The 26608-nt window shown below is 66.3% G+C and carries 30 protein-coding genes; 18 read left to right on the top strand and 12 right to left on the bottom strand.

Annotation, left to right across the window (positions count from 1 at the left end):
• Window positions 1-82: 82 nt before the first annotated feature.
• Complete coding sequence (locus tag ACNO8X_RS12665) at window positions 83-937, bottom strand: maleylpyruvate isomerase family mycothiol-dependent enzyme (protein ID WP_418005563.1); 855 nt, start codon at window positions 935-937, stop codon at window positions 83-85.
• A 75-nt stretch (window positions 938-1012) separates the two neighbouring features.
• Here ACNO8X_RS12665 and ACNO8X_RS12660 point away from each other — a divergent pair, with 75 nt between their 5' ends.
• Together ACNO8X_RS12660 and ACNO8X_RS12655 are read left to right on the top strand one after the other, a co-directional pair.
• A complete protein-coding gene (locus ACNO8X_RS12660) occupies window positions 1013-1456 on the top strand; it encodes a helix-turn-helix transcriptional regulator (protein ID WP_418005562.1) in 444 nt (147 codons plus the stop codon).
• Between the two features lie 20 nt (window positions 1457-1476).
• The gene (locus tag ACNO8X_RS12655; protein ID WP_418005561.1) at window positions 1477-1884 is read left to right on the top strand and encodes a VOC family protein; all 408 of its coding nucleotides are present in this window, start codon (window positions 1477-1479) and stop codon (window positions 1882-1884) included.
• 9 nt (window positions 1885-1893) lie between these two features.
• Here ACNO8X_RS12655 and ACNO8X_RS12650 read toward each other — a convergent pair whose 3' ends face one another.
• Genes ACNO8X_RS12650 through prfB form a run of 7 tightly spaced genes read right to left on the bottom strand, consistent with a single transcriptional unit; the run spans window position 1894 to window position 7522 of the window.
• Window positions 1894-2739 (bottom strand): EamA family transporter, encoded by an 846-nt coding sequence (locus ACNO8X_RS12650; RefSeq protein WP_418005876.1) that lies wholly within the window; start codon window positions 2737-2739, stop codon window positions 1894-1896.
• Entirely contained in the window at window positions 2736-3236 is a 501-nt protein-coding gene (gene smpB, locus ACNO8X_RS12645) for an SsrA-binding protein SmpB (RefSeq protein WP_260940522.1), read from the bottom strand. Before smpB ends, ACNO8X_RS12650 begins: the two co-directional genes overlap by 4 nt.
• A 2-nt stretch (window positions 3237-3238) precedes the next feature.
• Window positions 3239-4135, bottom strand: coding sequence for a permease-like cell division protein FtsX (gene ftsX, locus ACNO8X_RS12640; protein WP_043394725.1), 897 nt, complete (start codon window positions 4133-4135; stop codon window positions 3239-3241).
• Window positions 4136-4825 carry a cell division ATP-binding protein FtsE gene (ftsE, locus tag ACNO8X_RS12635; protein WP_043394723.1) on the bottom strand — a complete coding sequence of 230 codons (690 nt, stop codon included), beginning with the start codon at window positions 4823-4825 and terminating at the stop codon, window positions 4136-4138.
• A gap of 54 nt (window positions 4826-4879) precedes the next feature.
• The gene (locus ACNO8X_RS12630; RefSeq protein WP_418005560.1) at window positions 4880-5419 is read right to left on the bottom strand and encodes a hypothetical protein; all 540 of its coding nucleotides are present in this window, start codon (window positions 5417-5419) and stop codon (window positions 4880-4882) included.
• Entirely contained in the window at window positions 5419-6414 is a 996-nt protein-coding gene (locus ACNO8X_RS12625) for a mechanosensitive ion channel family protein (RefSeq protein WP_418005559.1), read from the bottom strand. Before ACNO8X_RS12625 ends, ACNO8X_RS12630 begins: the two co-directional genes overlap by 1 nt.
• Window positions 6407-7522 (bottom strand): peptide chain release factor 2, encoded by a 1116-nt coding sequence (gene prfB, locus ACNO8X_RS12620; RefSeq protein WP_260940531.1) that lies wholly within the window; start codon window positions 7520-7522, stop codon window positions 6407-6409. Before prfB ends, ACNO8X_RS12625 begins: the two co-directional genes overlap by 8 nt.
• 148 nt (window positions 7523-7670) lie before the next feature.
• Here prfB and ACNO8X_RS12615 point away from each other — a divergent pair, with 148 nt between their 5' ends.
• Entirely contained in the window at window positions 7671-9047 is a 1377-nt protein-coding gene (locus ACNO8X_RS12615; RefSeq protein ID WP_418005558.1) for an FAD-dependent oxidoreductase, read from the top strand.
• A gap of 36 nt (window positions 9048-9083) precedes the next feature.
• Here ACNO8X_RS12615 and ACNO8X_RS12610 read toward each other — a convergent pair whose 3' ends face one another.
• Together ACNO8X_RS12610 and ACNO8X_RS12605 are read right to left on the bottom strand one after the other, a co-directional pair.
• The gene (locus ACNO8X_RS12610; protein ID WP_418005557.1) at window positions 9084-9440 is read right to left on the bottom strand and encodes a hypothetical protein; all 357 of its coding nucleotides are present in this window, start codon (window positions 9438-9440) and stop codon (window positions 9084-9086) included.
• A 216-nt stretch (window positions 9441-9656) separates the two neighbouring features.
• Window positions 9657-9953: a hypothetical protein gene (locus ACNO8X_RS12605; RefSeq protein WP_377042159.1), complete on the bottom strand. Its 297-nt coding sequence runs from the start codon at window positions 9951-9953 to the stop codon at window positions 9657-9659.
• 44 nt (window positions 9954-9997) lie between these two features.
• Here ACNO8X_RS12605 and hisN point away from each other — a divergent pair, with 44 nt between their 5' ends.
• The 3 genes from hisN (at window position 9998) to ACNO8X_RS12590 (ending at window position 13611) form a co-directional block, all read left to right on the top strand.
• Complete coding sequence (gene hisN, locus ACNO8X_RS12600) at window positions 9998-10774, top strand: histidinol-phosphatase (RefSeq protein WP_418005556.1); 777 nt, start codon at window positions 9998-10000, stop codon at window positions 10772-10774.
• A 169-nt stretch (window positions 10775-10943) separates the two neighbouring features.
• The gene (locus tag ACNO8X_RS12595) at window positions 10944-12350 is read left to right on the top strand and encodes an acyl-CoA dehydrogenase family protein (protein ID WP_418005555.1); all 1407 of its coding nucleotides are present in this window, start codon (window positions 10944-10946) and stop codon (window positions 12348-12350) included.
• Between the two features lie 49 nt (window positions 12351-12399).
• Window positions 12400-13611 (top strand): acyl-CoA dehydrogenase family protein, encoded by a 1212-nt coding sequence (locus ACNO8X_RS12590; protein WP_418005553.1) that lies wholly within the window; start codon window positions 12400-12402, stop codon window positions 13609-13611.
• Window positions 13612-13642: 31 nt separating this feature from the next.
• Here ACNO8X_RS12590 and ACNO8X_RS12585 read toward each other — a convergent pair whose 3' ends face one another.
• Both ACNO8X_RS12585 and ACNO8X_RS12580 read right to left on the bottom strand, forming a co-directional pair.
• Window positions 13643-14827, bottom strand: coding sequence for a serine hydrolase domain-containing protein (locus tag ACNO8X_RS12585; protein ID WP_418005552.1), 1185 nt, complete (start codon window positions 14825-14827; stop codon window positions 13643-13645).
• Window positions 14828-14896: 69 nt separating this feature from the next.
• Window positions 14897-15886 (bottom strand): esterase family protein, encoded by a 990-nt coding sequence (locus ACNO8X_RS12580; RefSeq protein WP_260940542.1) that lies wholly within the window; start codon window positions 15884-15886, stop codon window positions 14897-14899.
• A 290-nt stretch (window positions 15887-16176) separates the two neighbouring features.
• On the opposite strand from ACNO8X_RS12580, the gene ACNO8X_RS12575 reads away from it, so the two are divergent.
• The 12 genes from ACNO8X_RS12575 (at window position 16177) to ACNO8X_RS12520 (ending at window position 26607) form a co-directional block, all read left to right on the top strand.
• Window positions 16177-16767, top strand: coding sequence for a TetR/AcrR family transcriptional regulator (locus ACNO8X_RS12575; RefSeq protein WP_418005551.1), 591 nt, complete (start codon window positions 16177-16179; stop codon window positions 16765-16767).
• Window positions 16768-16801: 34 nt separating this feature from the next.
• Window positions 16802-17959 (top strand): acyl-CoA dehydrogenase family protein, encoded by a 1158-nt coding sequence (locus ACNO8X_RS12570; RefSeq protein WP_418005550.1) that lies wholly within the window; start codon window positions 16802-16804, stop codon window positions 17957-17959.
• A gap of 13 nt (window positions 17960-17972) precedes the next feature.
• A complete protein-coding gene (locus ACNO8X_RS12565) occupies window positions 17973-18581 on the top strand; it encodes an NAD(P)H-dependent oxidoreductase (protein ID WP_418005549.1) in 609 nt (202 codons plus the stop codon).
• 10 nt (window positions 18582-18591) lie between these two features.
• Entirely contained in the window at window positions 18592-18978 is a 387-nt protein-coding gene (locus ACNO8X_RS12560; protein WP_418005548.1) for a nitroreductase/quinone reductase family protein, read from the top strand.
• Between the two features lie 88 nt (window positions 18979-19066).
• Window positions 19067-20158, top strand: a complete 1092-nt coding sequence (locus tag ACNO8X_RS12555; protein WP_260940548.1) for a homogentisate 1,2-dioxygenase — start codon at window positions 19067-19069, stop codon at window positions 20156-20158.
• A gap of 2 nt (window positions 20159-20160) precedes the next feature.
• Window positions 20161-21351, top strand: coding sequence for an alpha/beta hydrolase family protein (locus tag ACNO8X_RS12550; protein WP_418005547.1), 1191 nt, complete (start codon window positions 20161-20163; stop codon window positions 21349-21351).
• Window positions 21348-22553, top strand: a complete 1206-nt coding sequence (locus ACNO8X_RS12545) for a CaiB/BaiF CoA transferase family protein (protein WP_418005546.1) — start codon at window positions 21348-21350, stop codon at window positions 22551-22553. The genes ACNO8X_RS12550 and ACNO8X_RS12545 overlap by 4 nt, the downstream gene beginning before the upstream one ends.
• On the top strand, window positions 22550-23455 hold the full coding sequence (locus tag ACNO8X_RS12540) for a hydroxymethylglutaryl-CoA lyase (protein ID WP_418005545.1): 906 nt from the start codon (window positions 22550-22552) through the stop codon (window positions 23453-23455). Before ACNO8X_RS12545 ends, ACNO8X_RS12540 begins: the two co-directional genes overlap by 4 nt.
• A 1-nt stretch (window position 23456) precedes the next feature.
• On the top strand, window positions 23457-24068 hold the full coding sequence (locus tag ACNO8X_RS12535) for a TetR/AcrR family transcriptional regulator (RefSeq protein WP_418005544.1): 612 nt from the start codon (window positions 23457-23459) through the stop codon (window positions 24066-24068).
• A gap of 18 nt (window positions 24069-24086) precedes the next feature.
• Window positions 24087-25325, top strand: coding sequence for an acyl-CoA dehydrogenase family protein (locus tag ACNO8X_RS12530; protein WP_418005543.1), 1239 nt, complete (start codon window positions 24087-24089; stop codon window positions 25323-25325).
• Entirely contained in the window at window positions 25322-26269 is a 948-nt protein-coding gene (locus tag ACNO8X_RS12525) for a phosphotransferase family protein (protein ID WP_418005542.1), read from the top strand. Before ACNO8X_RS12530 ends, ACNO8X_RS12525 begins: the two co-directional genes overlap by 4 nt.
• A complete protein-coding gene (locus ACNO8X_RS12520) occupies window positions 26266-26607 on the top strand; it encodes a DUF6285 domain-containing protein (protein ID WP_418005541.1) in 342 nt (113 codons plus the stop codon). The genes ACNO8X_RS12525 and ACNO8X_RS12520 overlap by 4 nt, the downstream gene beginning before the upstream one ends.
• The last annotated feature ends 1 nt before the right edge of the window (window position 26608 follow it).

The raw sequence follows: 26608 nt of genomic DNA, 5'->3' as shown, positions 1-26608 counted from the left end.
TACCGACTTTCGGTAGGACACTCCATCATACCGGCCGCACCGACAACTTCCACCGAGTATCCGGCGCAGCCGTCCGAACAGGTCAGATGACGTAACCCAGATTCTCGACGATGCGCTGCCCAACCTCGGCGTCACCCTCGAACTCGACGACGACCGGCCGCACCGCCCCCAGCGGGCGTCCACCGCACAGCCGCGTGAACTGCCAGCCATCCAGCCGGATCACCGTGGTCGGCTCGGCACCGCCGAAGTCGGGCACCACCGCGGCGCGGCCGTCGACCGCAACCCGAATGGTGCGCGCCATGGGGCCGGTCAACTCGATCGCCACCCGCGATCCGTCCGGCGCTCCTCCACGCTTGGCGACGACGAACCCCATCATCGTCTCGATCTCGTCGAGCGACAGCCGCGCTTCCGGCTTCTGCAACGCCACGTCCGGCGCCGGGCGCGCGACCGACTCGCGGATGTCCTGCGCGTGCATCCACGAATCGAACGTCCGGATCCGGACGAACCGGCCCACGCTGTCCTGGCCGGCCGGCGTCATCGTGGGGGTGTTCCACTCCTCGTCCGACATCGCGGTCAAGGTGGCCCGGCGGTCGCTGGTGACGGCACGGAATTTCTCCAACAACTCGGTACTCGAGAGGGCGCCGAACGACCGGACCCAGCACTCGTTCATCACACCGATGGGGTTGTGGACGTGGTCCAGCTCCGAGACGTCGATGTCGGCCTCCGGCACCGGCTCTCCCTTGAGCATCAGCTCTGTGCCGATGATGTGCGCGACGACATCCCGGACGTGCCAGCCGGGCAGTTCGGTCTGCGTGGTCAGCAGCTCCGCTTCGGAAATGGTGGCCAGCAGTTTGTCCAGGTCGTCCCATACCCCGAACAGGGCGGGTAAAACATCGGACTTCTCCAGAACGGTGACGGGTCGGGTTGAGCTGCTCACCGATTGACCGTACGACGACCAGACCGCCCTCGACAGCGGTTTGCGCGATGCGTCCCAATGATTGGTCATGCGACGATGACCCTCATGGCGGACGACCGGGCGGAAGCGCAACGCCTACGGGACATCACGGTGATCCGGAAGGTGCGGGACCGGATCGACCGGGAGTACGCCAAGCCGCTCAATGTCGAAGACCTGGCCCGCGGCGCGCACATGTCCGCCGGCCACCTGAGCCGGGAATTCCGGCGCATCTACGGCGAATCGCCCTACTCGTACCTCATGACACGACGCATCGAACGGGCCATGACGCTGCTCCGGCGCGGCGATCTCAGCGTGACGGATGTCTGCTTCGCCGTTGGCTTTTCATCACTGGGCACGTTCAGCACCCGATTCACCGAGCTGGTCGGGGTCGCGCCGAGCGTGTACCGCCGCGACCATACGCAGGCAGCCGACGGCATCCCCGCTTGTCTGGCACGGCAGGTCACCAGACCGGTCAGGAATCAAGAAGCACCGCCGCACTGAGCGCCACTACCGTCATGGGCATGGACATATCCATTCACTACGCATTCCTGCCCCACACCGACGCCGAGGCCACGCTCACGTTCTACCGCGACGCGCTGGGCTTCGAAGTTCGCAAAGACGTTGGCTACCAAGACATGCGGTGGATCACCGTCGGCCCGCCCGGACAGCCGGGCACGTCGATCGTGCTGCACCCGCCGGGCGCCGACCCCGGCATCACCGACGACGAGCGTCGCACCATCCTGGAGTTGATCGCCAAGGGCTCCTATGGCGCCGTCACCTTGGCCACCGATGACCTGGACGCGCTGTTCGCGCGCCTGGAGGCCGCCGGCGCCGACGTCCTGCAGGAACCCACCGACCAGGATTACGGCGTGCGCGACTGCGCATTTCGCGATCCGTCCGGCAACCTGATCCGGATCAACCAGCTCTAGTTCAACCAGCTATCCGGCGGCGATCATCGCGACCGAACTCAAAGCCAGTGCCATGCCGACGGCCTGCCAGGCCCGCACCCGCTCTTTGAGCACCACCATGGCCAGCGCGACGGTCGCCGCCGGATAGAGCGAGATCAGCACGCTCGCCAACGACAGCATGGAAGCCTGCAGCGCCAGCAGCATCCCCACGTTCGCGATGACGTCGAGCGCCGCCGCGATCAGGGCGAGCTTCAGTGGAAGTCCGCGTGGCAGAGCGAAATTGCGGGTCGCCAACGCGGCGACCATCACCACCGCGGTGGCCGCGAAGCGGGCGAATACCAACGGCCAGAGCTTCGCCTCGTGTGGCACCTGATGGATCACGGCGAAGCTGAGCCCGAAGGTCAATCCGGAGCCGACGGTCAGCCAGGCGACCTTGGCGGTGAACCGGTGCGGTACCTCGTCCTCATCGGTGGCCTGGGCACTGACCAATGCCACGGCGACCAACGCCAGCGCGATCCCGGCGATCGCCAGCCCGCTGGGCCGCTCCCCCATGGCGACGCCGACGACAATCGGCCCCGCCGACACCAGGATCGCGGTCAGCGGCGAGACGACCGATATCGGTCCAGAGCCCAATGCGGCGTAGAACCACCAGATCCCGAACGCCTGCAGAACGCCGCACAACACGCCCCAGAGCACCGCATTCGACGAAACCTGGCCGCCGACAACGCACGCCATCAGCGTCAGCAGCACGCCGGCGATGGGGTATGACACCAGCACGACCCGCAGCGCGGCGACACGTCGTGAGGCGATGCCGCCGACGAAATCGCTGATGCCGTAGCCCAGCGCGGACAGCAGCGCCAGCAGAACCCCGGTCAGATCTTGCCCTTGAAACGTCGACCCATCTCGCGGGTGACCTCACGCTGCGCATCGCGCTTGGCGATGTCCTGACGCTTGTCGTGCGCTTCTTTACCGCGGGCCAGTGCCAACTCGACCTTGACCCGGCCATCGGAGAAGTACAGCTTGAGCGGCACCAGCGTGAAGTTGCCGTCCCGCAGCTTGCCGACCAGCATGTCGATCTGCTTGCGGTGCAGCAACAGCTTTCGGTTGCGCCGCGGGGCGTGGTTGGTCCAGGTGCCGTGGTGGTACTCGGCGATGTGCAGGTTGCGCAGCCACACCTCGCCGTCGTCCACGGTGGCGAAGGCATCGGCCAGCGACGCCAGACCCTCGCGCAGGCTCTTCACCTCGGTGCCGACCAGCGCGATACCCGCCTCGTAGGTATCGATGATCGAATAGTTGTGTCGCGCTTTCCGGTTGGTTGCGACGACCGAGTTGTTTCCCGACTTGTCCTTGTCGGCGTCTTTCTTCTTGGCCATCATCATCGCCGGATATACGCGCGCAGCGTGGCGTAGGCCGTGACCCCGGACATGGTCAGGCCCAGTGCCAACATGATTGGCGCGCAATAGAAGAGAACGTCGGCGTAGTCGACCTTGGCGATCAGGCCGGCTTGATAGAACTGGTTGAGCACGTCCTCGAGGAACATCGCCCGCACCACGATCAAGCCGATGACAGCGCCGACCACACCGATGGTGGCGGCCAGCATCGCCTCGACCAGGAACGGCAACTGGGTGTACCAGCGGGTGGCACCGACCAGTCGCATGATGCCGATCTCGGTACGCCGGGTGTAGGCCGCGACCTGAACCATGTTGGCGATCAACAGGACTGCGGCGACGGCCTGCACCAGCGCCACCGCGAACGCCGCGTTGCTGATGCCGCCGAGGATGCCGAACAGCCGGTCGACCAGTTCCTTCTGGTCTGTCACCTGGCGCACGCCGGGACGTCCGCGCAGCGCGTCCTCGAATCCCTTGTGCTGCTCGGGATTGTCGAGCTTGACGACGAACGATGCCGGGAACGCCTTCTTGCTCGCGTAATCCTTGAACGCCGGAATCCGCCGGACGGCGTCGTCGTACGCCTGGTCCCGGTTCATGTAGCGCACCGACTTGACGTCCTTGCGGTCGTCGATCAGCTTGCGCAGCGACTTGCACGGGTCGGCGTCGCAGTTGGGGTCGTTGGACGAGACGTCGTCGGTCAGGAAGACCTGGCTCTCCACCCGGTCCAGATAGATCTGCTTGGACTGGTCGGCCAGCCGGACGATCAGCAGACCGCCGCCGAACAGGCCGATGGAGATGGCGGTCGTCAGGATCATGGCGACCGTCATGGTGACGTTGCGACGAAATCCGGTCAGGACTTCATTGACAAGAAAGCCGAAGCGCACTTAGCGATCCATTCCGTAGACGCCGCTCTGCTCATCGCGGATGAGGCGGCCGAGTTCGAGTTCGATGACGCGCTGACGCATCGAGTCGACGATGTGATGGTCGTGGGTGGCCATCACGACCGTCGTGCCGGTGCGGTTGATCCGCTCCAGCAGGTCCATGATGTCGTTGCTCGTCTCGGGGTCCAAGTTGCCGGTGGGTTCGTCTGCCAGCAGCACCAGCGGCCGGTTGACGAAGGCCCGGGCGATCGCGACCCGCTGCTGTTCGCCACCGGACAGCTCGCCGGGCAGCCGGTTGGCCTTGCCCGACAAACCCACCATCTCCAGCACATCGGGCACGATGCGGTTGATGGTGTCCGGGCGCTTGCCGATCACCTCGAGCGCGAAGGCCACGTTCTCGAACGCCGTCTTCTGCTGCAGCAGCCGGAAGTCCTGGAACACGCAGCCGAGCACCTGGCGCAGGCTCGGGATCTGGCGACCGTGCAGCTTGTTGACATGGAACTTCGAGACGCGGATGTCACCCGAGGTCGGGACCTCGGCGCCGAGCAGCAGCCGCATGAACGTCGACTTACCAGAACCGGACGGTCCGATGAGAAAGACGAACTCACCCTTGTCAATCTTGAGCGACACGTTGTCCAGGGCTGGGCGTGCCGAAGACTTGTAGTTCTTGCTCACGTGGTCGAGGGTGATCATCACGGCACGCCAGTGTAGTCGGACGCCGCCGTGTGACGGGTGAGGCTGATGCTGCTAGCTCGGCGCCGGTGCCGCGCCGGGCGAAACGATGGTGGTCGTGACCGGGCCGGGCGGCGCAGCGGCCGGCAGCGGGCCGGGTGGCGCCGCGGGTGCCGGAGCCGGAGTTGGGGCCGGCGCCAGGCCGGGCAGGACCGGCAGCGTGACCGGCGGCAGGATCCCGGGCACCGGGGTGATGACCGTCGTGGTGGGCGGCGCCGACGTGCTGGATGTGGTCGAGGTGGTCGTCGTCATTTCGGTCGTGTCAGTCGTCTCGGTGGTCTCCGTCGGCGTCGGCCGGTACGTCGACTTCGGGCGAGTGTTCACATCGGTGCGCGGCACCCAGGTGTAATCGGGGTTGGGCACGAAGCCCGGCGGCACGACCGCGGGCGGCGGTGTCGGCGGTGGTGGTGGCGGCGCGTAGGTCTGGTGCACCCAGTACGCCACGAAGAACGCCACGATCAGGCCGAGAGTCGACGTCCGGACCCGGCCCAGGATGTACTCGGGCCACGCTCGCGAGTCGCTGTGCTTGGCAGTCAGACGAGACAGCGCATTCATCAGTGCTCGTCCCCCGGCCCCTGGGTCTTGTCCTCGGCACCGGCGACAGTGGCCGGGTGCACCATGGCCTCCACTTCGGGCTCGCTGTCGTGCGGGCTCTCGATGCCGGCCCGGCCCAGCGCGGAGACAACCATCACCCGTAGCCGCCGGCCGACCTCGAACTGCTTGCCGGGCAGCGTCCGGGCCACCATCCGCAGGTTCACGGTGTCCAGCTCGATGCTCTCCACGCCCATCAACTGGGGTTTGTCGAGGAGCAGGGTGCGCAATTGGTGGTCCGCCATCGCGCGTTCGCAGACCCGGCCCAGTACCTCGTTGACCTTGCTCAGGTCCGCGGTCGTCGGCACCGGAATGTCCACGACCGCACGTGCCCAGTCCTTGGAGAGGTTGACGGTCTTGGCGATCTGCCCGTTCGGGATCGTGTACACCTCGCCGTCGCTGGAACGCAGCTTGGTGACGCGCAACGTGACGTCTTCGACCGTGCCCTCGGCGGGCGTGTTGATGCCGCTGACGGTGAGGGACACGAGGTCACCGAAGCCGTACTGCTTCTCGGTGATGATGAAGAACCCGGCCAGCAGGTCCTGCACGATGCGCTGCGCACCGAAGCCCAGCGCCGCGCCCAGCACGGCGGCGGGCGCGACCAGCGAACCGATGGGAATCCCGAGGATTTCGATGACGTCGACCAGCACGATCACCGAAACCAGAGCAATCGACACCCACGAGATCACCGAAGCGACGGCTTGCCGGTGCTTGGTGGTCTCCGACCGGACCAGCGCGTCGCTCTCCTGAAAACGCTCGTCGATGCGGGCGGTGATCCGGTGCGTCAGCCAGCCGACGAACCGTGCGATCAGCATCGCCGCGATGACGAGCATGACGATCCGCAGCCCGCGGGTGATGATCCACGCGCCGATCGAGCCCCGCCAGAAGTCGTGCCACTGTTGGGCCCACCAACCGAATGACTCCGGTTGGCTCGCGGCGATCAGAGAGAAATTAATCATCGTCTTTTCGGTTGCGCCAGCGGATTCCGGCCTCCAGGAAGCCGTCGATGTCGCCGTCGAGCACCGAGGCCGGGTTGCCGACCTCGAACTCGGTGCGCAGGTCCTTCACCATCTGATAAGGGTGCAGCACGTACGAGCGCATCTGGTTGCCCCAGGAGCTGCCGCCGTCGCCCTTGAGGGCGTCCATCTCGGCCCGCTCTTCGAGGCGCTTGCGTTCCAGCAGCTTGGCGCTGAGCACGCGCATCGCGGAAACCTTGTTCTGCAGCTGCGATTTCTCGTTCTGACAGGTCACGACGATCCCCGTCGGGATGTGTGTCAGCCGGACCGCGGAGTCGGTGGTGTTCACGGACTGACCACCCGGACCGCTGGACCGGTAGACGTCGACCCGGATGTCACCTTCGGGGATGTCGATGGAGTCGGCGGTCTCGACGACCGGCAGCACCTCGACGTCGGCGAACGACGTCTGGCGCCGGCTCTGGTTGTCGAACGGGCTGATCCGCACGAGCCGGTGGGTGCCCTGTTCGACCGACAACGTGCCGTACGCGAACGGCGTGTGCACCGCGAAGGTCGCGCTCTTGATGCCCGCCTCCTCTGCGTACGACGTGTCGAAGACCTCGACCGGATACCCGTGCTTCTCGGCCCAGCGGATGTACATGCGCATCAGCATCTCGGCCCAGTCGGCAGCGTCCACACCACCGGCGCCGGAGCGGATGGTTACGACAGCTTCCCGCTCGTCGTATTCCCCCGACAGCAGCGTTCGAACCTCGAGCGCCTCGACGTCCTCGCGCAGCTTGGCCAGTTCGGCGTCGGCGTCGGCCACGGCGTCGGTCTTGGCGGCGCCCTCTTCCTCATCGGCCAGCTCGTAGAGCACGGGCAGATCCTCGATCCGTCCGCGCAACTCCTCGACGCGGCGGAGCTCACCCTGCGCATGCGACAGGCTGCTGGTCACCTTCTGCGCGTTGGCCTGGTCGTCCCACAACTTGGGATCCGAGGCTTCGTCCTCGAGTTTGGCGATCCGGGCGCGCAGACCGTCGACGTCGAGCACCCGCTCCACAGTGGTCAGAGTGCTGTCGAGGGCGGCAATGTCGGCTTGACGATCGAGGTCCACAAAGCATGAGGGTACCGACCAGTGAGACGGACTTACGCATTGCAAGCCATGATCGATTAGACCGGTTTAGCATCGCCGTGTAACCCGCTCCGCGCGTCGCGACAGCCCCTTGCGCGCACTGAGCAGAACAAGAAGGCAAACCATACATATGCGCCCTTACCATGTGGCGGTTGTCGGATCCGGCCCGTCAGGGTTTTTCGCTGCCGCGTCACTGTTGAAATTCGCCGATGCCAAGGCCGCCACCGACGATCCGGTCGACGTCCAGATCGACATGATCGAGATGCTGCCCACACCGTGGGGACTGGTCCGCTCCGGTGTGGCTCCGGACCATCCGAAGATCAAGACCGTCTCGGCGCAGTTCGACAAGGTCGCCGACGATGCCCGGTTCCGCTTCTTCGGCAACGTCACCGTGGGTGAGCATGTGCAGGCCGCCGAGCTGGCGCAGCGGTACGACGCGGTCATCTACGCCATCGGCGCGCAATCCGACCGGCCGCTGGGCGTTCCCGGCGAGGAGCTCGAAGGCAGCGTCGCTGCCGTCGACTTCGTCGGCTGGTACAACGCACATCCGCATTTCGCGACCATGAACCCCGACGTCACCCAGGACCGCGCCGTGGTGGTCGGCAACGGCAACGTGGCCCTGGACGTGGCCCGCATCCTGGTCAGCGATCCGGCCGAACTGGCCGCCACCGACATCGCCGATCACGCGTTGACGGCCCTGGGCGCTCGCGGCGTTCGCGAGGTGGTGATCATCGGGCGGCGCGGCCCGCTGCAGGCGCCGTTCACGACGCTGGAACTGCGTGAGCTCGGCGACCTGGCCGCCATGGCCGACGTCGACGTCATCGTCGATCCCGCTGACGTCGACGGCATCACCGACGCGGATCTGGAAGCCGCGGGCAAGACCGTGCGGCAGAACATCAAGATTCTGCGCAGCTACGCCGAACGTGGCGATCTCGGGCGCGAGCGGCGCATCGTCTTCAAGTTCCAAACCTCGCCGATCGAGATCAAAGGATCCGCGCGCGTCGAGTCAATTGTGTTGGGCCACAACGAATTGGTCGATGACGGTGGCCGGATCATCGCGAAGGACAGCGGTAACCGCGAGGAATTGCCGGCCCAGCTGGTGGTGCGCGCCGTGGGCTATCGGGGCGTGCCGACCGCGGGCCTGCCATTCGATGAGCGCGCCGCGATCATCCCGCACACCGAGGGCCGGGTCGAAGGCAGCCGCAACGAGTACGTCGTCGGCTGGATCAAGCGCGGACCGTCGGGCGTCATCGGCAGCAACAAGAAGGACTCGCAGGACACCGTCAACACCCTGATCGAGGACATCTGCGGCGCGGAGCTGGCCGATTTCGGAACCACCCACGCCGAGTACCTGGCCGCCTGGTTCCTGTCCCGGCAGCCCGCGTTGGTCACCAATGACCACTGGCGCCTGATCGACGCGCACGAACGGTCGGCCGGCGAGGGCCAGAACCGGCCGCGCGTGAAGTTGACAGAGGTCGCGGAGATGCTGCGGGTAGCGCACGGCTGAGCCGCCGTGCGCCCCGGCGCGATCGTTGGTGCCCGCTCAGTGGCTGGGCCGCAGGATGCCCTGCACCGCGAAAGTCGTGAGGCTGCCGCCCGAATTGAGCAGCGACGACGTGGCTGTCGATCCAGACAGGACGCCCGAGCTCAGGGAACCCACGCCGGCCTGAAGGCCGCCGGTGTTGATCGCGGCGATGCCGGCGAGTCCGCCGATGTTGTGGGTGGCGAAGTGCTGCGTGAAGCCGAGCTCGCCGCCCACGGCGCTGCCCAGCCCGTCGAGCGGCCCGCTGTCAGCTGATGCGGCGCCCGCCGACGCAAGGAGCAGCAATCCGCTTGCCGTCAGCCCCACCCCGATCATCTTGGTGGCCCTACCGGTCGACGAGATCTGAGACTTGGCCATGTGCGTTCTTGTCCCCTTCTGCGGAAAGACTGTGTCCGACGGTCGAATCCGAGCCGCGCATGCCATCCGGTCAGCAAGCTCGATGCGATAGCTGGCTATTCACACAGTGAATCTATTAGCACAGGGCAACACCGAAATTAGTCCATTCGGTGGAATTTCCAGAGGATGCTGAGCAAACCGCCAGGCGGCGTGCGCAGAAAGGTTCGGGCCGATCGACTACGCCTGCGGGGCGTGCGGCGCGAAGTTCCAGTTGTCGGGGTTCTTGGGTGAGTAGACGACGGGGACCAGTTGGCCCACCGAGGGCCAGTCGGCCACATCCATCGCGATCCGGCCGTAGACCTCGTGCTCGTTCACGCTGGGGCCGTTGATGACTCCGGCGACGGTGACGAACTGCTCCCCCGTGGCATCCGGTCGCGGACTGACGCCGGTGATCAGCAGCGTCCCGCTCTCCCCGCTACGCGTACGTCGCAGCCACGGGGCAGCCAGCAGTACGAGCGCTCCGAGCAAGACAATGAGCACGACGAATTCCCACACGTACCCATGGTAGGACTGCACCCATGAGTACCACCGCAGACGACATCAACCTTGCCCTGAAATTGGCCGATCAGGCCGATGCCGTGACGTTGGACCGCTTCGGCGCGCAGGACCTGCGCATCGAGACCAAACCGGATCTGACCCCGGTGACCGATGCCGACCAGTCCGTGGAACGGGTGCTGCGGGAGACGCTGTCGGCCGCTCGGCCGGGTGACGCCCTGCTGGGCGAAGAGTACGGGGGCACAGCAGTTTTCGCGGGCCGGCAATGGGTGATCGACCCGATCGACGGCACCAAGAACTTCGTCCGCGGCGTCCCGGTATGGGCCACCTTGATCGCCCTGCTCGAGGACGGCGTGCCCATCGTCGGGGTGGTCAGCGCCCCGGCACTCGGACGGCGCTGGTGGGCCGGCACCGGCGAGGGCGCCTTCAGCTCATTCGGCGGCCGGACGCGCACCATCTCGGTATCGGGCGTCGACTCGCTGGACGCCGCGAGCCTGTCCTACTCAGATCTGACCACCGGCTGGGAAGACCGGCGCGACGCGTTCGTCGCACTGACCGACGCGGTGTGGCGGGTGCGGGCCTACGGCGACTTCTGGTCGTACTGCCTGCTGGCCGAAGGCGCGGTCGACATCGCCGTCGAACCGGAGGTCAAGCTGTGGGATCTGGCCGCCTTGGACGTCGTCGTGCGTGAAGCCGGCGGTTCGTTCACCAACCTGGCCGGCGCGTCCGGCCCGCACGGTGGCAGCGCGGTGGCAACCAATGGGTTGCTGCACGACAAGGTGCTCGCCGCCCTCTCCTGATTCCATCCCCGCCGAGTGGCCGGTTGTCGCACGAAATTTCCTGAACTACGTGCGATAACCGGCCATTCGGCGTTGAGCAAAGTGTGAACTTGATAACACGAGCGTCGTACCTTACTCCGGAGTAAGATACGGTCATAGCGCACTGCCCCAACGACGCGAGGCTGTCGAAATGACCAACACCCTTCCCCAGAACGGCACTTCGGCCGGTTCCTCCCAGCGCCCCGTGCGCAAGGGTCCGGAGAGCGCCATCGGCCTGCAACGGCACAAGCGGACAGCGACCGACATCGGTCTGGCGCTGATCACACCTTTTGTCGGCCAGGAATTCCTGGACAAGTACAACCTGCGCGACCCGATGAACCGCGGCCTGAAGTACGGCATCAAGACGGCGTTCTCCACCGCCGGCGCCGCGGGCCGCACGTTCAAGCGCATCCCCGGGCTCAACGGCGCGCCGACGCGCCTGAAGCCGGGCGGCTCGGACTACTTCGACCTGAATCCGGACGAAGACCAGCAAATGATCGTGGAGACCGTCCGCGAGTTCTCCGCGGAGATCCTGCGGCCGGCCGCGCACGACGCCGACGCCGCGGCGGCCTACCCGGCCGACCTGATCGCCAAGGCCGCTGAACTCGGCATCACCGCGATCAACGTGCCCGAGGAGTTCGACGGCATCGCCGCCACCCAGAGCACCGTCACCACCGCTCTCGTCGCCGAGGCCCTGGCCTACGGCGACATGGGTCTGGCCCTGCCGATCCTGGCGCCCGGTGGCGTGGCGTCGGCCCTGACCCGCTGGGGCAGCGCCGGCCAGCAGGCCACCTACCTGCCGTCCTTCGCCGGCGAGAACGTGCCGCAGGCCTGCGTCGCCATCGCCGAGCCGCACGCCCTGTTCGACCCGACCGCACTGCGGACCACCGCGGTCCGCACCCCCGGTGGTTACCGCCTCAACGGCGTGAAGTCGTTGGTCCCGGCCGCCGCCAACTCCGAGGTGTTCATCATCGGTGCGCAGCTCGACGGCAAGCCGGCCCTGTTCATCGTCGAGTCGGGCTCCGAAGGCCTGTCCGTCACGGCCGACCCGAGCATGGGCATCCGCGCCGCGGCCCTGGGCAAGGTCGAGCTGAACAACGTCGCGGTCCCGCTGGGCAACCGGCTCGGCGAGGACGAGGCCACCGACAACGACTACTCCGAAGCCATCGCACTGTCCCGATTGGGTTGGGCCGCACTGGCAGTCGGTACCTCGCACGCGGTGCTCGACTACGTGGTGCCCTACGTCAAGGAGCGCGAGGCGTTCGGTGAGCCCATCGCCCACCGCCAGTCGGTCGCGTTCATGTGCGCCAACATCGCCATCGAGCTCGACGGCCTGCGGCTCATCGTGTGGCGCGGTGCGTCGCGCGCCGAGCAGGGCATGTCGTTCCTGCGCGAGGGCGCCCTCGCCAAGCGGTTCGCCACCGACAAGGGCATGCAGATCGGCCTCGACGGCGTGCAGCTGCTCGGCGGCCACGGCTACACCAAGGAACACCCGGTCGAGCGCTGGTACCGCGATCTGCGGGCCATCGGCGTCGCCGAAGGTGTCGTCGTTCTGTAGCCCGGCCCGGTAATCGCCCAAAACTTCCAAATATCCCGAAAGACCAATCATGGCAATCAATCTGGAAATACCCCGCAAGTTGCAGGCCGTCGTCGAGAAGGGCCACCAGGGCGCCGCGGAGATGCTCCGCCCGATCTCCCGCAAGTACGACCTGGCCGAGCACGCCTATCCGGCCGAGCTCGATACCCTGGCCAGCCTGTTCGAAGGCATCCAGGAGTCCAACGCCGTCTCCATCGCCGGCGCCGGATTCTCGGCCAGCGAATCCAAGAGCAAGCACGCGAACATCAACGGCGCCAACATGTCTGCGCTGCTGAATGCGCTCGAGGTCAGCTGGGGCGACGTCGCCCTGCTGCTGACCGTCCCCTTCCAGGGCCTGGGCAACGCCGCGATCTCCGCGGTCGCCACCAAGGACCAGCTGGCCAAGTGGGGCAAGGTGTGGGCCGCCATGGCCATCACCGAGCCGAGCTTCGGTTCCGATTCGGCGGCGGTCTCGACCACCGCGGTGCTCGACGGCGACGAGTGGGTCATCAACGGCGAGAAGATCTTCGTCACCGCCGGTTCGCGCGCCACCCACATCGTGGTGTGGGCGACGCTGGACCGCTCGCTCGGCCGCGCGGCCATCAAGTCGTTCTGCGTGCCGCGTGAGCACCCCGGCGTCATCGTCGAGCGCCTCGAGCACAAGCTCGGCATCAAGGCCTCCGACACCGCGGTCATCCGCTTCGACAACTGCCGCATCCCCAAGGACTATCTCCTCGGCGATCCGGAAATCAAGGTGGACAAGGGTTTTGGCGGGGTCATGGAGACCTTCGACAACACCCGCCCGATGGTGGCCGCCATGGCCGTCGGTGTCGGCCGCGCCGCGCTGGAGGAACTGCGGACGATCCTGACCGACGCCGGCATCGAGATCTCGTATGACAAGCCGGCCCACGCGCAGAGCGCCCCGGCCGCCGAGTTCCTGCGGATGGAGTCCGACTGGGAGGCCGCCTACCTGCTGTCGCTGCGCGCTGCCTGGCAGGCCGACAACAAGATCCCGAACTCCAAGGAAGCGTCGATGAGCAAGGCCAAGGCCGGGCGCATGGGCACCGACGTCACCCTCAAGGCCGTCGAATTGGCCGGCACCACCGGCTATTCCGAGGAGCCGCTGCTCGAGAAGTGGGCCCGCGACTCGAAGATTCTCGACATCTTCGAAGGCACGCAGCAGATTCAGCAGCTCGTCGTGGCACGACGTCTGCTGGGCCTGTCCTCGGCACAGCTCAAGTGACCGGTGCTCCGGTGGCCCGGCACGCGCTGGGCTACCGGAGCGCGGTCGCGAGCGCCGCGAACATCACCGCGGCCTCTGCCGGCTGGGCGCTGAACGACGGTTCTGCCACCGGCCAGGTGGACCACTGCACCATGACGAGGTTCTCGCTGCGGTTGATCGCGAGCATCTGACCGAAAATGCCCAGCGCCCAAAGACACTCATCATCCCGGGCGCCGGGCTTTTCGCTGTCCGCTGCCAGTTCGTTGTTCCACCACTGATAGCCGTACACACCGTTCGGGTGCTCCGGCGAGACCGACGCGGCCGACCAGTTCGACGCATCACGCACCCACCCGTCGGGCAGAATCTTTTCGCCGCTGGGCAACACCCCGTCATTCAGCACGAACAGGCCGAACCTGCCCCAGTCGGCCAGCGTCGCGTTGAATCCGTGCGCCCCGGTGTCGTGCCCCTCGTAGGAGTGCCAGACCCCGTCGGACGCCATGCCGCACGGGACCCAGATCTGCTGTTCCAGGTACCGGCTCAGCGGCATGCCGACCGCCTTCTCCAGCAGATCGCCCAGCAGCCAGGCACCGCCGCTGTTGTAGGACCACACCCGCCCGGGCTCAATGTCGTTTCTGCGCTTGAGATTTCGGACCAGATTGGCCACGGCCGGGTACACCTCGGAACCCGCCTCGTACCGCGTCAACTGGGAGAACTCCGAGTCAGGATCGGTGTAGTCCTCGTTCCACTGCACCCCGGACGTGTGCTGTATCAGCTGCCTGACGGTGACGCCGTCCCACGCGGTGCCGGCCAGCGTCGGGTCATAGCGAGTCAACGGATCGTCCAGGGACGCGATCGCGCCCGCCTTGACCGCGACGCCGACAAGCGTCGAGACAACGGACTTGGCCACCGAACGCGACGTCCACAGTGTCTCGGCGGTGTTGCCGCTGCCCAGATACTCGTACGCGACCTGGTCGTCCTTGAGCACCAGCAGCCCGGTGGCGCTCTGATGCTCCAGATAGTCGGCGAGGTGGTGGGTCTGCCCACCGAATTCGTACGTCACGTCGGTGAGGGGCGTCGCCGAAATCGGCAGCGCCCGCTGCGTTCCCGATCGGAACACCGTGCCCCGGTAGGCGCGGTAATCGTTGCGGAACCCGATCACCCGCTCTGCCTGGCTCCAGGTGAGCATGTCCTTCGGGTCCGGCAGGTGCTCGTCGACCGGGCTGGCGTGGACCGTCATGGCCCAATCATGCACCGTGCGAAGCAAACAGGCCCCGGGATTTCTCCCGGGGCCTGTTTGCTGTTGAGGTTACGACGACGGGTTTGCGCCCAGCACGCGCTGCAGGTCAGGCTTCATGGCCTGCAGCTGCTGGCCCCAGTAGCCCCAGTCGTGGGTGCCGCTGTCCGGGAAGTTGAACACGCCGTTGTTGCCGCCCGCGGCCAGGTAGTTGTCCTGGAAGGTGCGGTTGGTGCGGATGGTCAGGCCCTCGAGGAACTTCGCCGGCACGTTGTCACCACCGAGCTCGCTCGGGTTGCCGTTACCGCAGTAGACCCACAGCCGGGTGTTGTTCGCGACGAGCCGCGGGATGTTGACCATCGGGTCGTTGCGCTGCCAGGCGTTGTTCGGGTCGCCCGTCGAGCCCCACATGTCGTCGGCCTTGTAGCCACCGGCGTCACCCATGGAGACGTTGATCAGGAAGGGCCACCAGCCCTCGGACGGGTTCAGGAAGCCCGACATCGAGCCCGCGTAGATGAACTGTTCGGGGTGCCAGATCGCCAGGGTCATGGACGACGAACCGGCCATCGAGAGGCCGACCGCGGCGCTGCCGGTGGGCTTGACCTCGCGGTTGGCCTGCAGCCACTGCGGCAGCTCCGAGGTCAGGAAGGTCTCCCACTTGTAGGTGGAGCAACCGGACTTGCCGCACGCCGGCTTGTACCAGTCGGCGTAGAAGCTGGACTGGCCGCCGACCGGCATGATGACCGACAGGCCGGAGTTGAGGTACCACTCGAAGGCGGCGGTGTTGATGTCCCAGCCGTTGTAGTCGTCCTGTGCACGGAGACCGTCGAGCAGGTACACCGCCGGGGACCCGGCGCCACCACTCTGGAACTGCACCTTGATGTCGCGGCCCATGGACGGCGACGGCACCTGTAGGTATTCGACCGGCAGGCCGGGGCGCGAGAACGCACTGGCGGTAGCTGTCTGGCCGGCAAGTCCGATGAGACCCGGGAGCAGGACGGCGGCCGAGACGGCGCCGGCGACCCTGCGCGCCAGACGGCCGCGAAGCTTGTCAACGAACATTCACAATCCCATTTCAGTATCAGGTACCGGGTATCGTGCCCACTCCACGCGATCAGACGGCGTTGGTGGCACGGCCGCGATTTCTCGCGGCCGCGTGTGGCGGGCTCAGTCTGGTACGGGAACTGAACGCACCGAATGATTCAGTTGTCTGTGGGCAGTAAAACACGCGCCGGACACGCCGAGGAACCCCCGAATCCCGCTTGAGACCAGGTTGTTGCGTACTTCGTACCGTTCAGCTACCACCCTGACGCAGAGCTACGCGGCGTTCATCCCGCCGTAGGCTGCCGTTTGTGACCATCGATCGGAACGATGTCGACGAGGTGCCGGACTCCCGAGCGGGCAGCCGGTTGGGTATCGATGACTGGCGGGCTGCCGGGTACGCAATCCTGGCAGAAGAGGGTTTGAAGGCCCTGAAGATCGACCGGTTGTGCGCTCGGCTGAAGGTCACCAAGGGCAGCTTCTACTGGCACTTCGCCAACATCGCTGCCTACCGGACGGCACTCATCCAGGGGTGGAGCGAGCTCCGCGACGCCGACCGCAGCCAGATCGAAGCGATCGGCTCCCTGGCACCACGGGACCGACTGGTCCAGATGATGAATTCGCTGGTCAGCCCCAGGCATTGGACGCTGGAACGTGCGATGCGGGAATGGGCGCGCTCGGACCAGGCCGTCGCCGAGAGCGTCCGCGCCGCGGATCGGCGCATTCTCGCCGCGGTCCGGCGCGCGTTCGAGGACTACGGCTTCGACACCGACGAGGCGGAACTGCGAGCTGACGCCACCTTCGCCGTCGGCATCGGGTTCCTGCACCTTTCCGGGGACTCGCCGCACCCACGGCTGGCCGCCCGCAGCGAACGATTTCTCGACCTGATGCTCGCGACCTGACCTCCATACCAAAAGGTATGGTAGCGTCCGGCGCATGTTGAGTACGCAGGCCGGCATCACTGATGGATTCGTAACCGCACTCGGCGAACGCGCCGCCGAGGCCGAGAAACTCCGACGTCTCCCCGACGACACGGTGACTGACCTGATCGCGTCCGGATTCACCGAACTCCTGGTGCCGGCCCGGTACGGCGGACAGCAGGCAGCGTTCCCCGACATCCTCGATCCGGTGCGCCGACTGGCCCACGGCTGCACCTCGAGCGCCTGGACCATCGGCTTCCTGACGCTGCACAACTGGATGCTGGCGCTGTTCGGCGAGCAGGCCCAGCAGGACGCATTCGACACCAGGCCGTTCCTCGCGCCGGCACCGCTGGCCCCGACGGGGCGGGGGCTTCCGGTCGACGGCGGCATTCGCCTGACCGGGCGCTGGTCCTGGGCCACCGGGGTGATGCACGGCAACTGGATCATCGTCGCCGCGCTGTGCGGGCCGGACGACGGCATCTACCCCGCTCTCGCCCTGCTGCCGATCAGAGACGTCACGGTCGACGACGTCTGGCACACCGACGGCATGCGGGCGACCGGATCCAACGATGCTCTGGCCACCGACGTGTTCGTGCCCGAGCACCGCCTGGTCAAGGTGACCGACATCTATGCCGGCACCGCACCCGGCGCGGGCCTGCATGACAGCGCCACCTACCGCTGGCCGATGGTGCCGGCCCTGGCCCTGCTCGCGGCGATGCCCGCCCTGGGCAGCGCCGAGCGGGTCACCGAGATCTACGCGCAGCGGCTGGCCGAGCGGGTGCTGCCGTACGAGGGTGTGATGCAGAAGGACAAGCCAATCGCCCAGGCACATTTGGCCGGAGCACAGGTGCGGTTGCGGTCACTGCGCGGACTGCTTGCCGACACGGTCGGGGAAATCGAGCACATCGTCGACTCCGGCGATTCCGTCGAGAAGCCTGTCCGCGCGCAGGCCCGGCTGGCGGCCGCGCACATCGTCGCCGAATCAAAGGCGGTGATCGGCGATCTCCTGGGCGCCGGCGGGGCCAGCATCCACTTCCTGTCCAGCCCCATGCAGCGATTCAAGCGCGACGTCGACGTACTGGCCGGGCATGTCGTGTTCGACTACGACACCAGCCGGGAGCTGGCCGGCGCACTCACGCTCGGGATGAAAATCCCGCGGACATCGATGATCTGACGGAGCTGATCTGATGCGCACTCTGTGGATCGAAGCCAGCCCCAAGGGGAATGACGCCCTCTCTTCACAGATGGCGATGGCCTATCTGGAAGACACTGACTACGAACGCTTCTCTGTGTGGGATGAGAACATGATGCGGTTCGGCCGGGATGCCGCGATCGCCAAGTTCGCTGGGCTGTTCGGTGAGCCCGTCACACCCGGGCAGGGTGCGATATGGCAGCAGGTGCTCGACGAGATTGAGCGGGTCCGCGGGTACGACCGGCTGGTGATCTCCTCACCGATGTGGAATTGGCATGTGCCACATGCCCTGAAGGCGTGGATCGACATCATCGTGCAACCGGTGGCCAGCTTCACGCTCAACTCTCGCGGCGAGCACGTGGGTGCACTGGGGAACGGAAAGCCGGCGCAGCTCATCTTGACTCGAAGTAGCGCATACGACGGGCGGCACCCTGAGTTGCAGGATTTCCAGAGGCCGTATCTGGAGTATGTGTTCAGGATGCTCGGGTATTCGGTCGAAACCTTGGCGATCGAGCCGACGACGCGCTGGACGCCTGAGGATCGTGCGCAGATGCGCGAGGATGCTCTGGCAATCGCCCGGCGAGCCGGCGCCGAGAGGGTGTGAAATGGGGTCCATGCCAAACTCGCAGCCCGCGTTCACCAACTTCTTCCAGAGGCGCATCGCCAACCCGGTCATGCGGCAGATGCCATTTCAGACCCTGCTGGAGACCACCGGACGCAAGTCCGGTGAACCCCGCCGCACCCCACTCGGCGGAAAGCTCGTCGACGGACAGTTCTGGTTCGTCTCGGAGTTCGGCGACCAGTCGCAGTACATCCGCAACATCCAAGCCGACCCACGGGTGCGAGTACGGCTGCACGGCCGGTGGCACAGCGGGACCGCTCACCTGGTGCCGGACGATGACGCCGCCGCGCGCCTTCGTGAATTACCGCAGTTCAACAGCTTCGGCGTGCGCACATTCGGCACCAATCTGCTGACCGTGCGGGTCGATCTGGACCACTAGACCCAGCCACATCGGTCACATCATTGACGTCGAACCATAAGTAAAACTAATGTCACTTTTAGTTCCAGCGACGCGACAGGAGCGGTACATGGAATCCTTCGTTCATTTACGGAGAGGCAAGACACCCAAGCGGGTACATGCCGATCTCGACGGACTCAAGGACGACGAACTCGGGCGGGGCGGATTCGTCGGCCGCACCGCCAACATGTACCGGCGCAATGACCCGACCGCGTACCGGACCGTTGGCCCGCTGCGCCCCACCGATGTGCTGTCGTCCGAACTGAAGCCATCAGACGCCACCGACGCCGCGGGCGCTCCCCTGCTGATGTTCTCCAACGCCGATTGCCAGGTGCTGCTGAGCCGGCGGAGTGTGGAGATGCCATTCTTCGTCCGGTACGTCGACGGCGATCTACTGCTGTTCGTACACAAGGGTTCTGGGCTGCTCGAGACCGAGTTCGGTCCGCTGCGCTACCGCGAGGGCGACTGGGTCTACCTCCCCAAGGCCTGTACGTTCCGGCAGGTGCCGGATGAGGAGTCAACCTGGCTCATGATCCAGGCCACCGAGGACTTCCGGGTGCCGCCGGCCGGCACGCTCGGCCGGCACTTCCCGTTCGACCCGGCGCAGGTCACCATCCCCGAACCAGAACCCATCGATGACGATGGCCGTGACGAGTACGAGGTGCGGCTCTACCACGACGGCGGACCCACTTCGCTTTTCTACCAACATAATCCGCTCGACGTGGAGGGCTGGCGGGGCGACAATTTCCCGTTCACCTTCAACATCGAGGACTACACCGTCATCACGTCCGAGAGCGTGCACCTGCCGCCGACGGTGCACCTGTTCATGCAGGCGACCGGGGTCTACGTGATGAACTTCCTGCCCAAGCCCGCCGAGAGCGTGCCCGGCACCGAGCGCACCCCCTGGTATCACCGCAACGTCGACTACGACGAAATCGCGTTCTTCCACTCCGGCTCGCTGTACGGCATCCCGATGCCGCCCGGTCTGGTTTCCCATGCACCGCAAGGGGTTCACCACGGAGCGCCGGAAGCGGCTCGTGAGCGCGCCCGCCGCAAGTTCGACCAATACGACCGCGTCGACTGGTCGGTGATCGCCATCGACACCCGCCGACGTCTCACACCGTCCGCCGAAATTCTCGCCAACGACCTGGGGCAGCACTAGACATGACCACCACCGAAGTACCTGTGAAGCACGACTACGACCGCATTCCGTATCTGGTTGCCTACCAGAACAACTCGGCGGTTCGCGACGTCTACGGCGGCGTCGCTGAGCTGGTGGTGTTGGAGAGCTATCTGCTGCGGCCGAAAGAGAAGCCGTCCGACACCGTGCTGGTGTTCATGCACCCGATCGGTGGCGGTGCGTATCTGCCCATGATCAACGCGCTGGCCCGCGCCGGCCACCACGTCATCTACTGCAACAGCCGGTTCCGCGGCACCGATTCTGCGCTGCTGATGGAAAAGGTGGTCGAGGACCTCGGCGAGTGCATCAAGGACGCCAAGAATCGGCTGGGCTACTCGAAGGTGGTGCTCGCCGGGTGGAGCGGCGGCGGCTCGCTGTCGGTGTTCTACCAGCAGCAGGCGCAGCACCCGACGGTGACCGCCAGCCCCTCTGGCGACGGCCCCGACCTGACGAAGCTGGGCCTGATACCCGCCGACGGTCTCATGCTGCTGGCCGCCCACATCAGCCGCCACGGCACCATGACCGAGTGGATGGACGCCTCTATCCTCGACGAGAACGACCCGTCGAAGCGCGATCCGGAACTGGACCTGTACAACCCCGACAACCCGAACCAGCCGCCCTACACCGCCGAGTTCCTGCAGCGCTACCACGACGCACAGGTCGCGCGGAACCGTCGAATCACCAAGTGGGTCAAGGAAAAGCTGGCCGAACTCAAGGCCGCTGGTCGGCCCGATGACGAGTTCGCATTCGTCGTCCATGGCACCATGGCCGACCCCCGCTGGCTCGACCCGACGGTCGATCCCAACGAACGCACCCCGGGACAGTGCTATCTGGGGGATCCTCAAGTGGTGAACATGAGCCCGGTCGGCCTGGCCCGATTCTGTACGTTGCGCAGCTGGCTGTCGCAGTGGAGCTACGACGACGCCAACGGTGACGCCGTGAAGGCGGGACCCGATATCGCGGTACCGACGCTGGTGATCGGCAATCTCGCCGACGACGCCTGCACGCCCAGCCACACGCGGCGGCTGTACGAGGCGATCGGGCATCCGGACAAGGAGATGCACGAGATCCCCGGCGCCAACCACTACTACTCCGGCCCGGATCAACGCGGCACCCTGCGCCAAGCGGTCGGGGTCTGCACAGATTGGCTGCACCGGCAAGGGTTCTCGGTATGAGCGCAGCCGGTGCGCTCGACGGCATCAGGGTCCTCGAACTCGGCACCCTGATCTCGGGGCCGTTCGCCGGGCGGTTGCTCGGCGACATGGGCGCCGAGGTGCTCAAGATCGAGTTGCCGTCCTCCCCCGATCCGCTGCGGACCTGGGGCCAGGCCGAACTCGACGGACACCGGTTCTTCTGGACGGTCCACGCGCGCAACAAGAAAGCGGTGACCCTGGATCTACGCACCGAGCGCGGCCGAGGACTGTTCCTGGACCTGGTCAAGCAGTCCGATGTGATCGTCGAGAACTTCCGGCCCGGCACCCTGGAGAAGTGGAACCTGGGCTACGACGTTCTGCGCGAACACAATCGAGGCATCATCCTGGTTCGGGTGTCGGGCTACGGGCAGACCGGTCCGGACGCTGGGAAGGCCGGCTACGCGTCGGTCGCGGAGGCGGCCAGCGGGCTGCGACACATGAACGGATTCCCCGGCGGTCCTCCCCCACGGCTCGCCCTGTCCTTGGGCGACAGCCTCGCGGGCATGTTCGCCGCCCAGGGCGCGCTCGCCGCGCTGTACCGGCGCAGCGTCACCGGGGAAGGTCAGGTCGTGGATACGGCACTCACCGAAAGTTGTTTGGCCATCCAGGAATCCACCATTCCCGACTACGACATCGGCGGTGTGGTGCGCGGACCGTCGGGCACGCGCCTGGAAGGCATCGCGCCGTCGAACATCTACCAGAGCGCCAATGGCAGCTGGGTGGTGATCGCGGCCAACCAGGACACGGTTTTCCGGCGGCTGTGTCAGGCCATGGGCCGGCCCGAACTGGCAACGGACGAGCGGTTCGTCGACCATCTGGCGCGCGGCCGCAACCAGGACGAGCTCGACAAGCTCATCGGCGACTGGGCCGCACAGCGTGAGCCCCAGGACATCATCGCCACTCTGTCGGAGGCCGGGGTGATCAGCGGACCGATCAACACCGTCGCCGAAGTCGTGCAAGATCCACAACTGCAGGCGCGCAACATGATTGCCGACCATTGGGATGAGCGGGTGCAGCGCAACGTGAAGGGTCCCGGTGTCGTGCCGGTGCTGTCGGAGTCGCCGGGCACGATCCGCAATGGCGGATCGGCGCGGCCAGGTCAGGACAACGACGAGGTGTACGGCCGCCTGCTCGGTCTCGACGCCGAGCAGTTGGCGGCGCTGCGTGAGGAGGGCGTCCTGTGACCGACCTACCGTCCCATGTCACCATCCGCGAAGTCTGCCTGCGCGACGGTCTGCAGCTCGAAGACCCGATTCCGTTGTCCGCCAAGCTCGAACTACTCGAAGCCATCGTCGCCACGGGGGTACGAGAGATCGAGGCGACCGCATTCGTGTCGCCGTCGAAGGTGCCCGCGCTGGCCGACGCTCCCGAATTGGCAGCGGCTCTGGACGCATTTCCCGATGTCGAGTTCTCCGCGCTCGTGGCCGGACCGGGCGGTGCAGGCCGAGCGCTCGCCGCGGGCCTACGGTCCCTCGAGTACGTGGTGTCTGCGGCCGACGGGCACAGCCAGGCGAACGTCGGGCGGTCGACGGCCGAGTCCACAGCGCTGATCGCCGACATCGTGAACCTGGCCCACGACAGCGGCGCGAGCGCAGAGGTCATCATCGCCACCGCCTGGGACTGCCCGTTCGACGGCCCCACCGCCCCGAGCCGGGTCGTCGAGATCGCCGCAGCAGCACTGGAATTCGGCGCGGATCGGGTGGCCATCGCCGACACCATCGGCACCACCACCCCGCGCCGCGTCACCGACCTGATCAGCCGGGTCCGCCCGGTCATCGGAGACCTGCCGCTCGGCGCGCATTTCCACAACACCCGGGGCTCCGGCCTGGCCAGTGCCTACGCCGCCGTGCAGGCCGGGGTGACTCGGCTCGACGCGTCGGTGGGCGGGCTGGGTGGCTGCCCATTCGCACCGGGCGCTACCGGAAACATCGCCACCGAAGATCTGGTCTACCTGTTGCGGGACAGCGATATCGACACCGGCATCAACCTGGATCTGGCGATCGATGCAGCCATGGTGGCGCAGCGCGTCGTCGGCCACGAACTGCCCAGCGCGCTGCTTCGCGCCGGTGACCGGTTGCTGGGCTGAGATGCCGTCCGACACCCTGACCGCCAAGGGCCGCCAAACCCGGGAGGCCATCGAAATGGCGGCGCGGAAGCTGTTCGCCGAGCGGGGCTTTCACGGCACGACGCTGGCCGACATCACATCGGCAGCCGGCAAGTCGTCGGCGGTCTTCTACCGCTACTTCGACGACAAGGAAGACCTGCTGGCCGAATTGGCCGAGTCATTCCTGCACGACATCGTCACTCCCTCGGGGATGAGTGTGCCGCTGCCGGAGTCTCCCGAGCAGACCGACTACTTCACCACGGTGGTCACCGGATACTGGAACCTGTTCAAGCAGAACATCGGCATCATGATCGCGGTCGCCCAGTTGGGTGCCACCCAACCACGATTCGCCAAGGTGCAGCACGAGTTCCGCCGATTCGGTATGGACATGGTCGCCGACTCGGTGCGTCACGCCGCAGAGCAAGGCTACGCGCAGGGCCTCAACGCCGAACACATCGCCGCCGCCATCGCGCTGCTGTTTGAGAACTTCACCGTGGTGGTGGTCGGCAACCCGGGATCCGAACTGCAGATCAGCGACGAGGACGCCATCACGACACTGTCGACCATCTGGAAGAAAACCCTGTACGGCTTCTGACCGAAGGAAGAGATCACCGTGGATTTCGCTCTACCGGAACACCTCCCGGGCCTGCTGGCCGAGATGGATGCCTTCATCGAGGCAGAGATCAAGCCGCTGGAACGTGAGAACATGCAGTACTTCGACCGGCGCCGCGAATTCGCGCGCACCGACCTCGAGAACGGCGGTGTGCCGACCCGGGAATGGGAGGATCTGCTCGACGAGATGCGCCGCCGCGCCGACGCAGCCGGCTGGCTTCGTTACGGCCTGCCCAGCGAGTTCGGCGGCCGCGACGGCACGAACCTGGACATGGCTGTCATCCGGGAACACCTGGCGCACAAGGGACTCGGGCTGCACAACGACCTGCAGGACGAATCCTCGATCGTCGGCAACTTCCCGCAGGTCATCATGATGAGCCGATTCGGCACCGCGGCGCAGCAGGCGGAGTGGGTCGAAGCGATGATCACGGGCAAGCGGTCGATGGCATTCGGGCTCACCGAACCCGACCACGGCAGCGACGCCACCTGGCTCGAGACGACCGCGGTCCGAGACGGTGACGGTTGGATCATCAACGGCCGCAAGCGCTGGAACACCGGAGTACACCGGGCCACCCACGACCTGATCTTCGCCCGCACCTCCGGCGAGCCCGGTCAATCGGTCGGCATCAGCGCATTCCTGGTTCCCACCGATACGCCGGGATTCACCGTCCCGTACTACTGGTGGACGTTCAACATGCCCAGCGATCACGGCGAAGTCGAGCTGAAAGATGTTCGCGTGCCTGATGATGCGGTGCTCGGCGAGGTGGATCACGGCTTGGAGGTCGGCCAGACGTTCCTGCACGAGAACCGGATTCGGCAGGCCGCCAGCAGCCTGGGCGCCGCCCAATACTGCATCGACCGGGCCGCGCAGTATGCCGGTGAGCGCGTCGTGTTCGGAAAGCCGCTGGCGGTGAACCAGGCCGTGCAGTGGCCGCTGGCCGAGTTGCAGACCGAGGCCCAGATGGTCCGGCTGCTGGTGTACTACGCCGCCTGGCACCTCGATCGGGATCACCACATGGAGGTCTCCGACAAGGTGTCGATGGCCAACTATCGCGCCAACCGGCTGGTTTGCGAGGCCGCCGACCGCGCGATGCAGGTCCACGGCGGTATCGGCTACAGCCGGCACGAGCCGTTCGAGCACATCTACCGGCACCACCGCCGCTACCGGATCACCGAAGGCGCGGAAGAGATTCAGATTCGCCGGGTGGCACAGCGGATGCTGAAGTTCGGGCGCAAGTGATCGAGGCCGGTGCGCTCGCCGAGGTACTCAAACCCGCACTGGGCGAAGTCAGTATCGAGAATCTGCGGGTGCTCACGGGCGGGGCAAGCCGCGCCACCTGGGCATTCAACGCCGGCGACAGGGCGCTGATCCTACGTGTCGGACCACCCGACGAAATCCACGCCGGCATGGAACTGGAGGCCGCCGCGCTGTCCCGGGCCGCGGCCGCGGGTGCTCCGGTCCCACAGGTGCTGGCGGCCAGTAATTCGCCTGAGGCCCTGGGCAATCCATTCCTGGTGTGCGACTTCGTGCCCGGCGAGACCATCGTGCGCAAGATCCAGCGGGCACTCGACGACGACAGCCGAACCAGCCTGCTCCAGCAGTGCGCCGAAGCGCTGGCGGCGATCCACCGTGCCGACCCGACCGATATCGGGCTGTCGGGCGCGGACCAGCTGGGTTTGTGGCGAACCGAACTCGACGAGATCGGCGACACCACAGCGACTTTCGAGTGGGCGTTCCGCTGGTTGGAGCGCAACCGGCCGGCGGATACCGGCGATCCGGTGCTGGTGCACGGCGACTTCCGGATGGGCAACCTCATCGTTGACGGCAGCCGGCTCGCCGCGGTACTGGATTGGGAACTCACCCATCGGGGCTCCCGCGCCGAGGACCTGGCCTGGTTCTGTATTCGGGCCTGGCGCTTCGGTGCGCCGCGCGCCCTGGATGCCGGCGGTCTGGGCGCTATCGAGGACTTCCTCACCGCCTACGAGCGCGCCAGCGCAGTCACCCTGGACCGCAAGACTTTTCACTGGTGGCTGGTGTCGGCGACCTTGCGCTGGGGCATCATCTGCCGGTACCAGGCAGAACGCCATCTCTCGGGACAGACCAGGTCGGTGGAGCTCGCGGCCATCGGCAGGCGGGTGTGCGAGACCGAATGGGACCTGCTCAATCTGCTGGAGGCGCAATGAGCCACTACCGCCCCACCGCCACCGAACTGATCGCCGCGGTGGCGGAGTTCCTGGAGACAGACGTACGCGACGCCACAGGACCCAATAGTCGGCTCGCCGACCTGGGCGCCGTGAACTTCCACGCCCGCGTCGCCGCGAACGCGCTGCGGATCGTCGAACGCGAACTGTTGCAGGCCGGCCCGGAACCTGACTTGCTGGGCTTCGACGACGAGCAGGCGCTGGCGAAGGCCATTCGATCCGGCGAATTCGATGATCGAACAGCCGAACTGGACCCGATGCTGCGAGCACTGGTGCGATACCGGCTGGATGTCGCACATCCGGGTTACCACCTCGAGTAGC

Origin of the sequence: Mycobacterium sp. PDNC021, from assembly GCF_048282635.1 — a bacterium.
Classification (GTDB): Bacteria; Actinomycetota; Actinomycetes; order Mycobacteriales; family Mycobacteriaceae; genus Mycobacterium; species Mycobacterium llatzerense.
Note: the sequence above shows the minus strand (reverse complement) of the source record. Positions and strands in the feature narration are given on the sequence as shown.

What these genes read in the sequence shown, in the direction of transcription:
- ACNO8X_RS12660 (WP_418005562.1), top strand. Translation starts at nt 1,013, where the DNA reads ATGACCCTCATGGCGGACGACCGGGCGGAAGCGCAACGCCTACGGGAC.
- ACNO8X_RS12655 (WP_418005561.1), top strand. Translation starts at nt 1,477, where the DNA reads ATGGACATATCCATTCACTACGCATTCCTGCCCCACACCGACGCCGAG.
- smpB (WP_260940522.1), bottom strand. Translation starts at nt 3,236, where the DNA reads ATGGCCAAGAAGAAAGACGCCGACAAGGACAAGTCGGGAAACAACTCG.
- ftsE (WP_043394723.1), bottom strand. Translation starts at nt 4,825, where the DNA reads ATGATCACCCTCGACCACGTGAGCAAGAACTACAAGTCTTCGGCACGC.
- ACNO8X_RS12630 (WP_418005560.1), bottom strand. Translation starts at nt 5,419, where the DNA reads ATGAATGCGCTGTCTCGTCTGACTGCCAAGCACAGCGACTCGCGAGCG.
- ACNO8X_RS12625 (WP_418005559.1), bottom strand. Translation starts at nt 6,414, where the DNA reads ATGATTAATTTCTCTCTGATCGCCGCGAGCCAACCGGAGTCATTCGGT.
- ACNO8X_RS12615 (WP_418005558.1), top strand. Translation starts at nt 7,671, where the DNA reads ATGCGCCCTTACCATGTGGCGGTTGTCGGATCCGGCCCGTCAGGGTTT.
- ACNO8X_RS12610 (WP_418005557.1), bottom strand. Translation starts at nt 9,440, where the DNA reads ATGGCCAAGTCTCAGATCTCGTCGACCGGTAGGGCCACCAAGATGATC.
- hisN (WP_418005556.1), top strand. Translation starts at nt 9,998, where the DNA reads ATGAGTACCACCGCAGACGACATCAACCTTGCCCTGAAATTGGCCGAT.
- ACNO8X_RS12595 (WP_418005555.1), top strand. Translation starts at nt 10,944, where the DNA reads ATGACCAACACCCTTCCCCAGAACGGCACTTCGGCCGGTTCCTCCCAG.
- ACNO8X_RS12590 (WP_418005553.1), top strand. Translation starts at nt 12,400, where the DNA reads ATGGCAATCAATCTGGAAATACCCCGCAAGTTGCAGGCCGTCGTCGAG.
- ACNO8X_RS12585 (WP_418005552.1), bottom strand. Translation starts at nt 14,827, where the DNA reads ATGACGGTCCACGCCAGCCCGGTCGACGAGCACCTGCCGGACCCGAAG.
- ACNO8X_RS12580 (WP_260940542.1), bottom strand. Translation starts at nt 15,886, where the DNA reads ATGTTCGTTGACAAGCTTCGCGGCCGTCTGGCGCGCAGGGTCGCCGGC.
- ACNO8X_RS12570 (WP_418005550.1), top strand. Translation starts at nt 16,802, where the DNA reads ATGTTGAGTACGCAGGCCGGCATCACTGATGGATTCGTAACCGCACTC.
- ACNO8X_RS12565 (WP_418005549.1), top strand. Translation starts at nt 17,973, where the DNA reads ATGCGCACTCTGTGGATCGAAGCCAGCCCCAAGGGGAATGACGCCCTC.
- ACNO8X_RS12560 (WP_418005548.1), top strand. Translation starts at nt 18,592, where the DNA reads ATGCCAAACTCGCAGCCCGCGTTCACCAACTTCTTCCAGAGGCGCATC.
- ACNO8X_RS12555 (WP_260940548.1), top strand. Translation starts at nt 19,067, where the DNA reads ATGGAATCCTTCGTTCATTTACGGAGAGGCAAGACACCCAAGCGGGTA.
- ACNO8X_RS12550 (WP_418005547.1), top strand. Translation starts at nt 20,161, where the DNA reads ATGACCACCACCGAAGTACCTGTGAAGCACGACTACGACCGCATTCCG.
- ACNO8X_RS12545 (WP_418005546.1), top strand. Translation starts at nt 21,348, where the DNA reads ATGAGCGCAGCCGGTGCGCTCGACGGCATCAGGGTCCTCGAACTCGGC.
- ACNO8X_RS12535 (WP_418005544.1), top strand. Translation starts at nt 23,457, where the DNA reads ATGCCGTCCGACACCCTGACCGCCAAGGGCCGCCAAACCCGGGAGGCC.
- ACNO8X_RS12520 (WP_418005541.1), top strand. Translation starts at nt 26,266, where the DNA reads ATGAGCCACTACCGCCCCACCGCCACCGAACTGATCGCCGCGGTGGCG.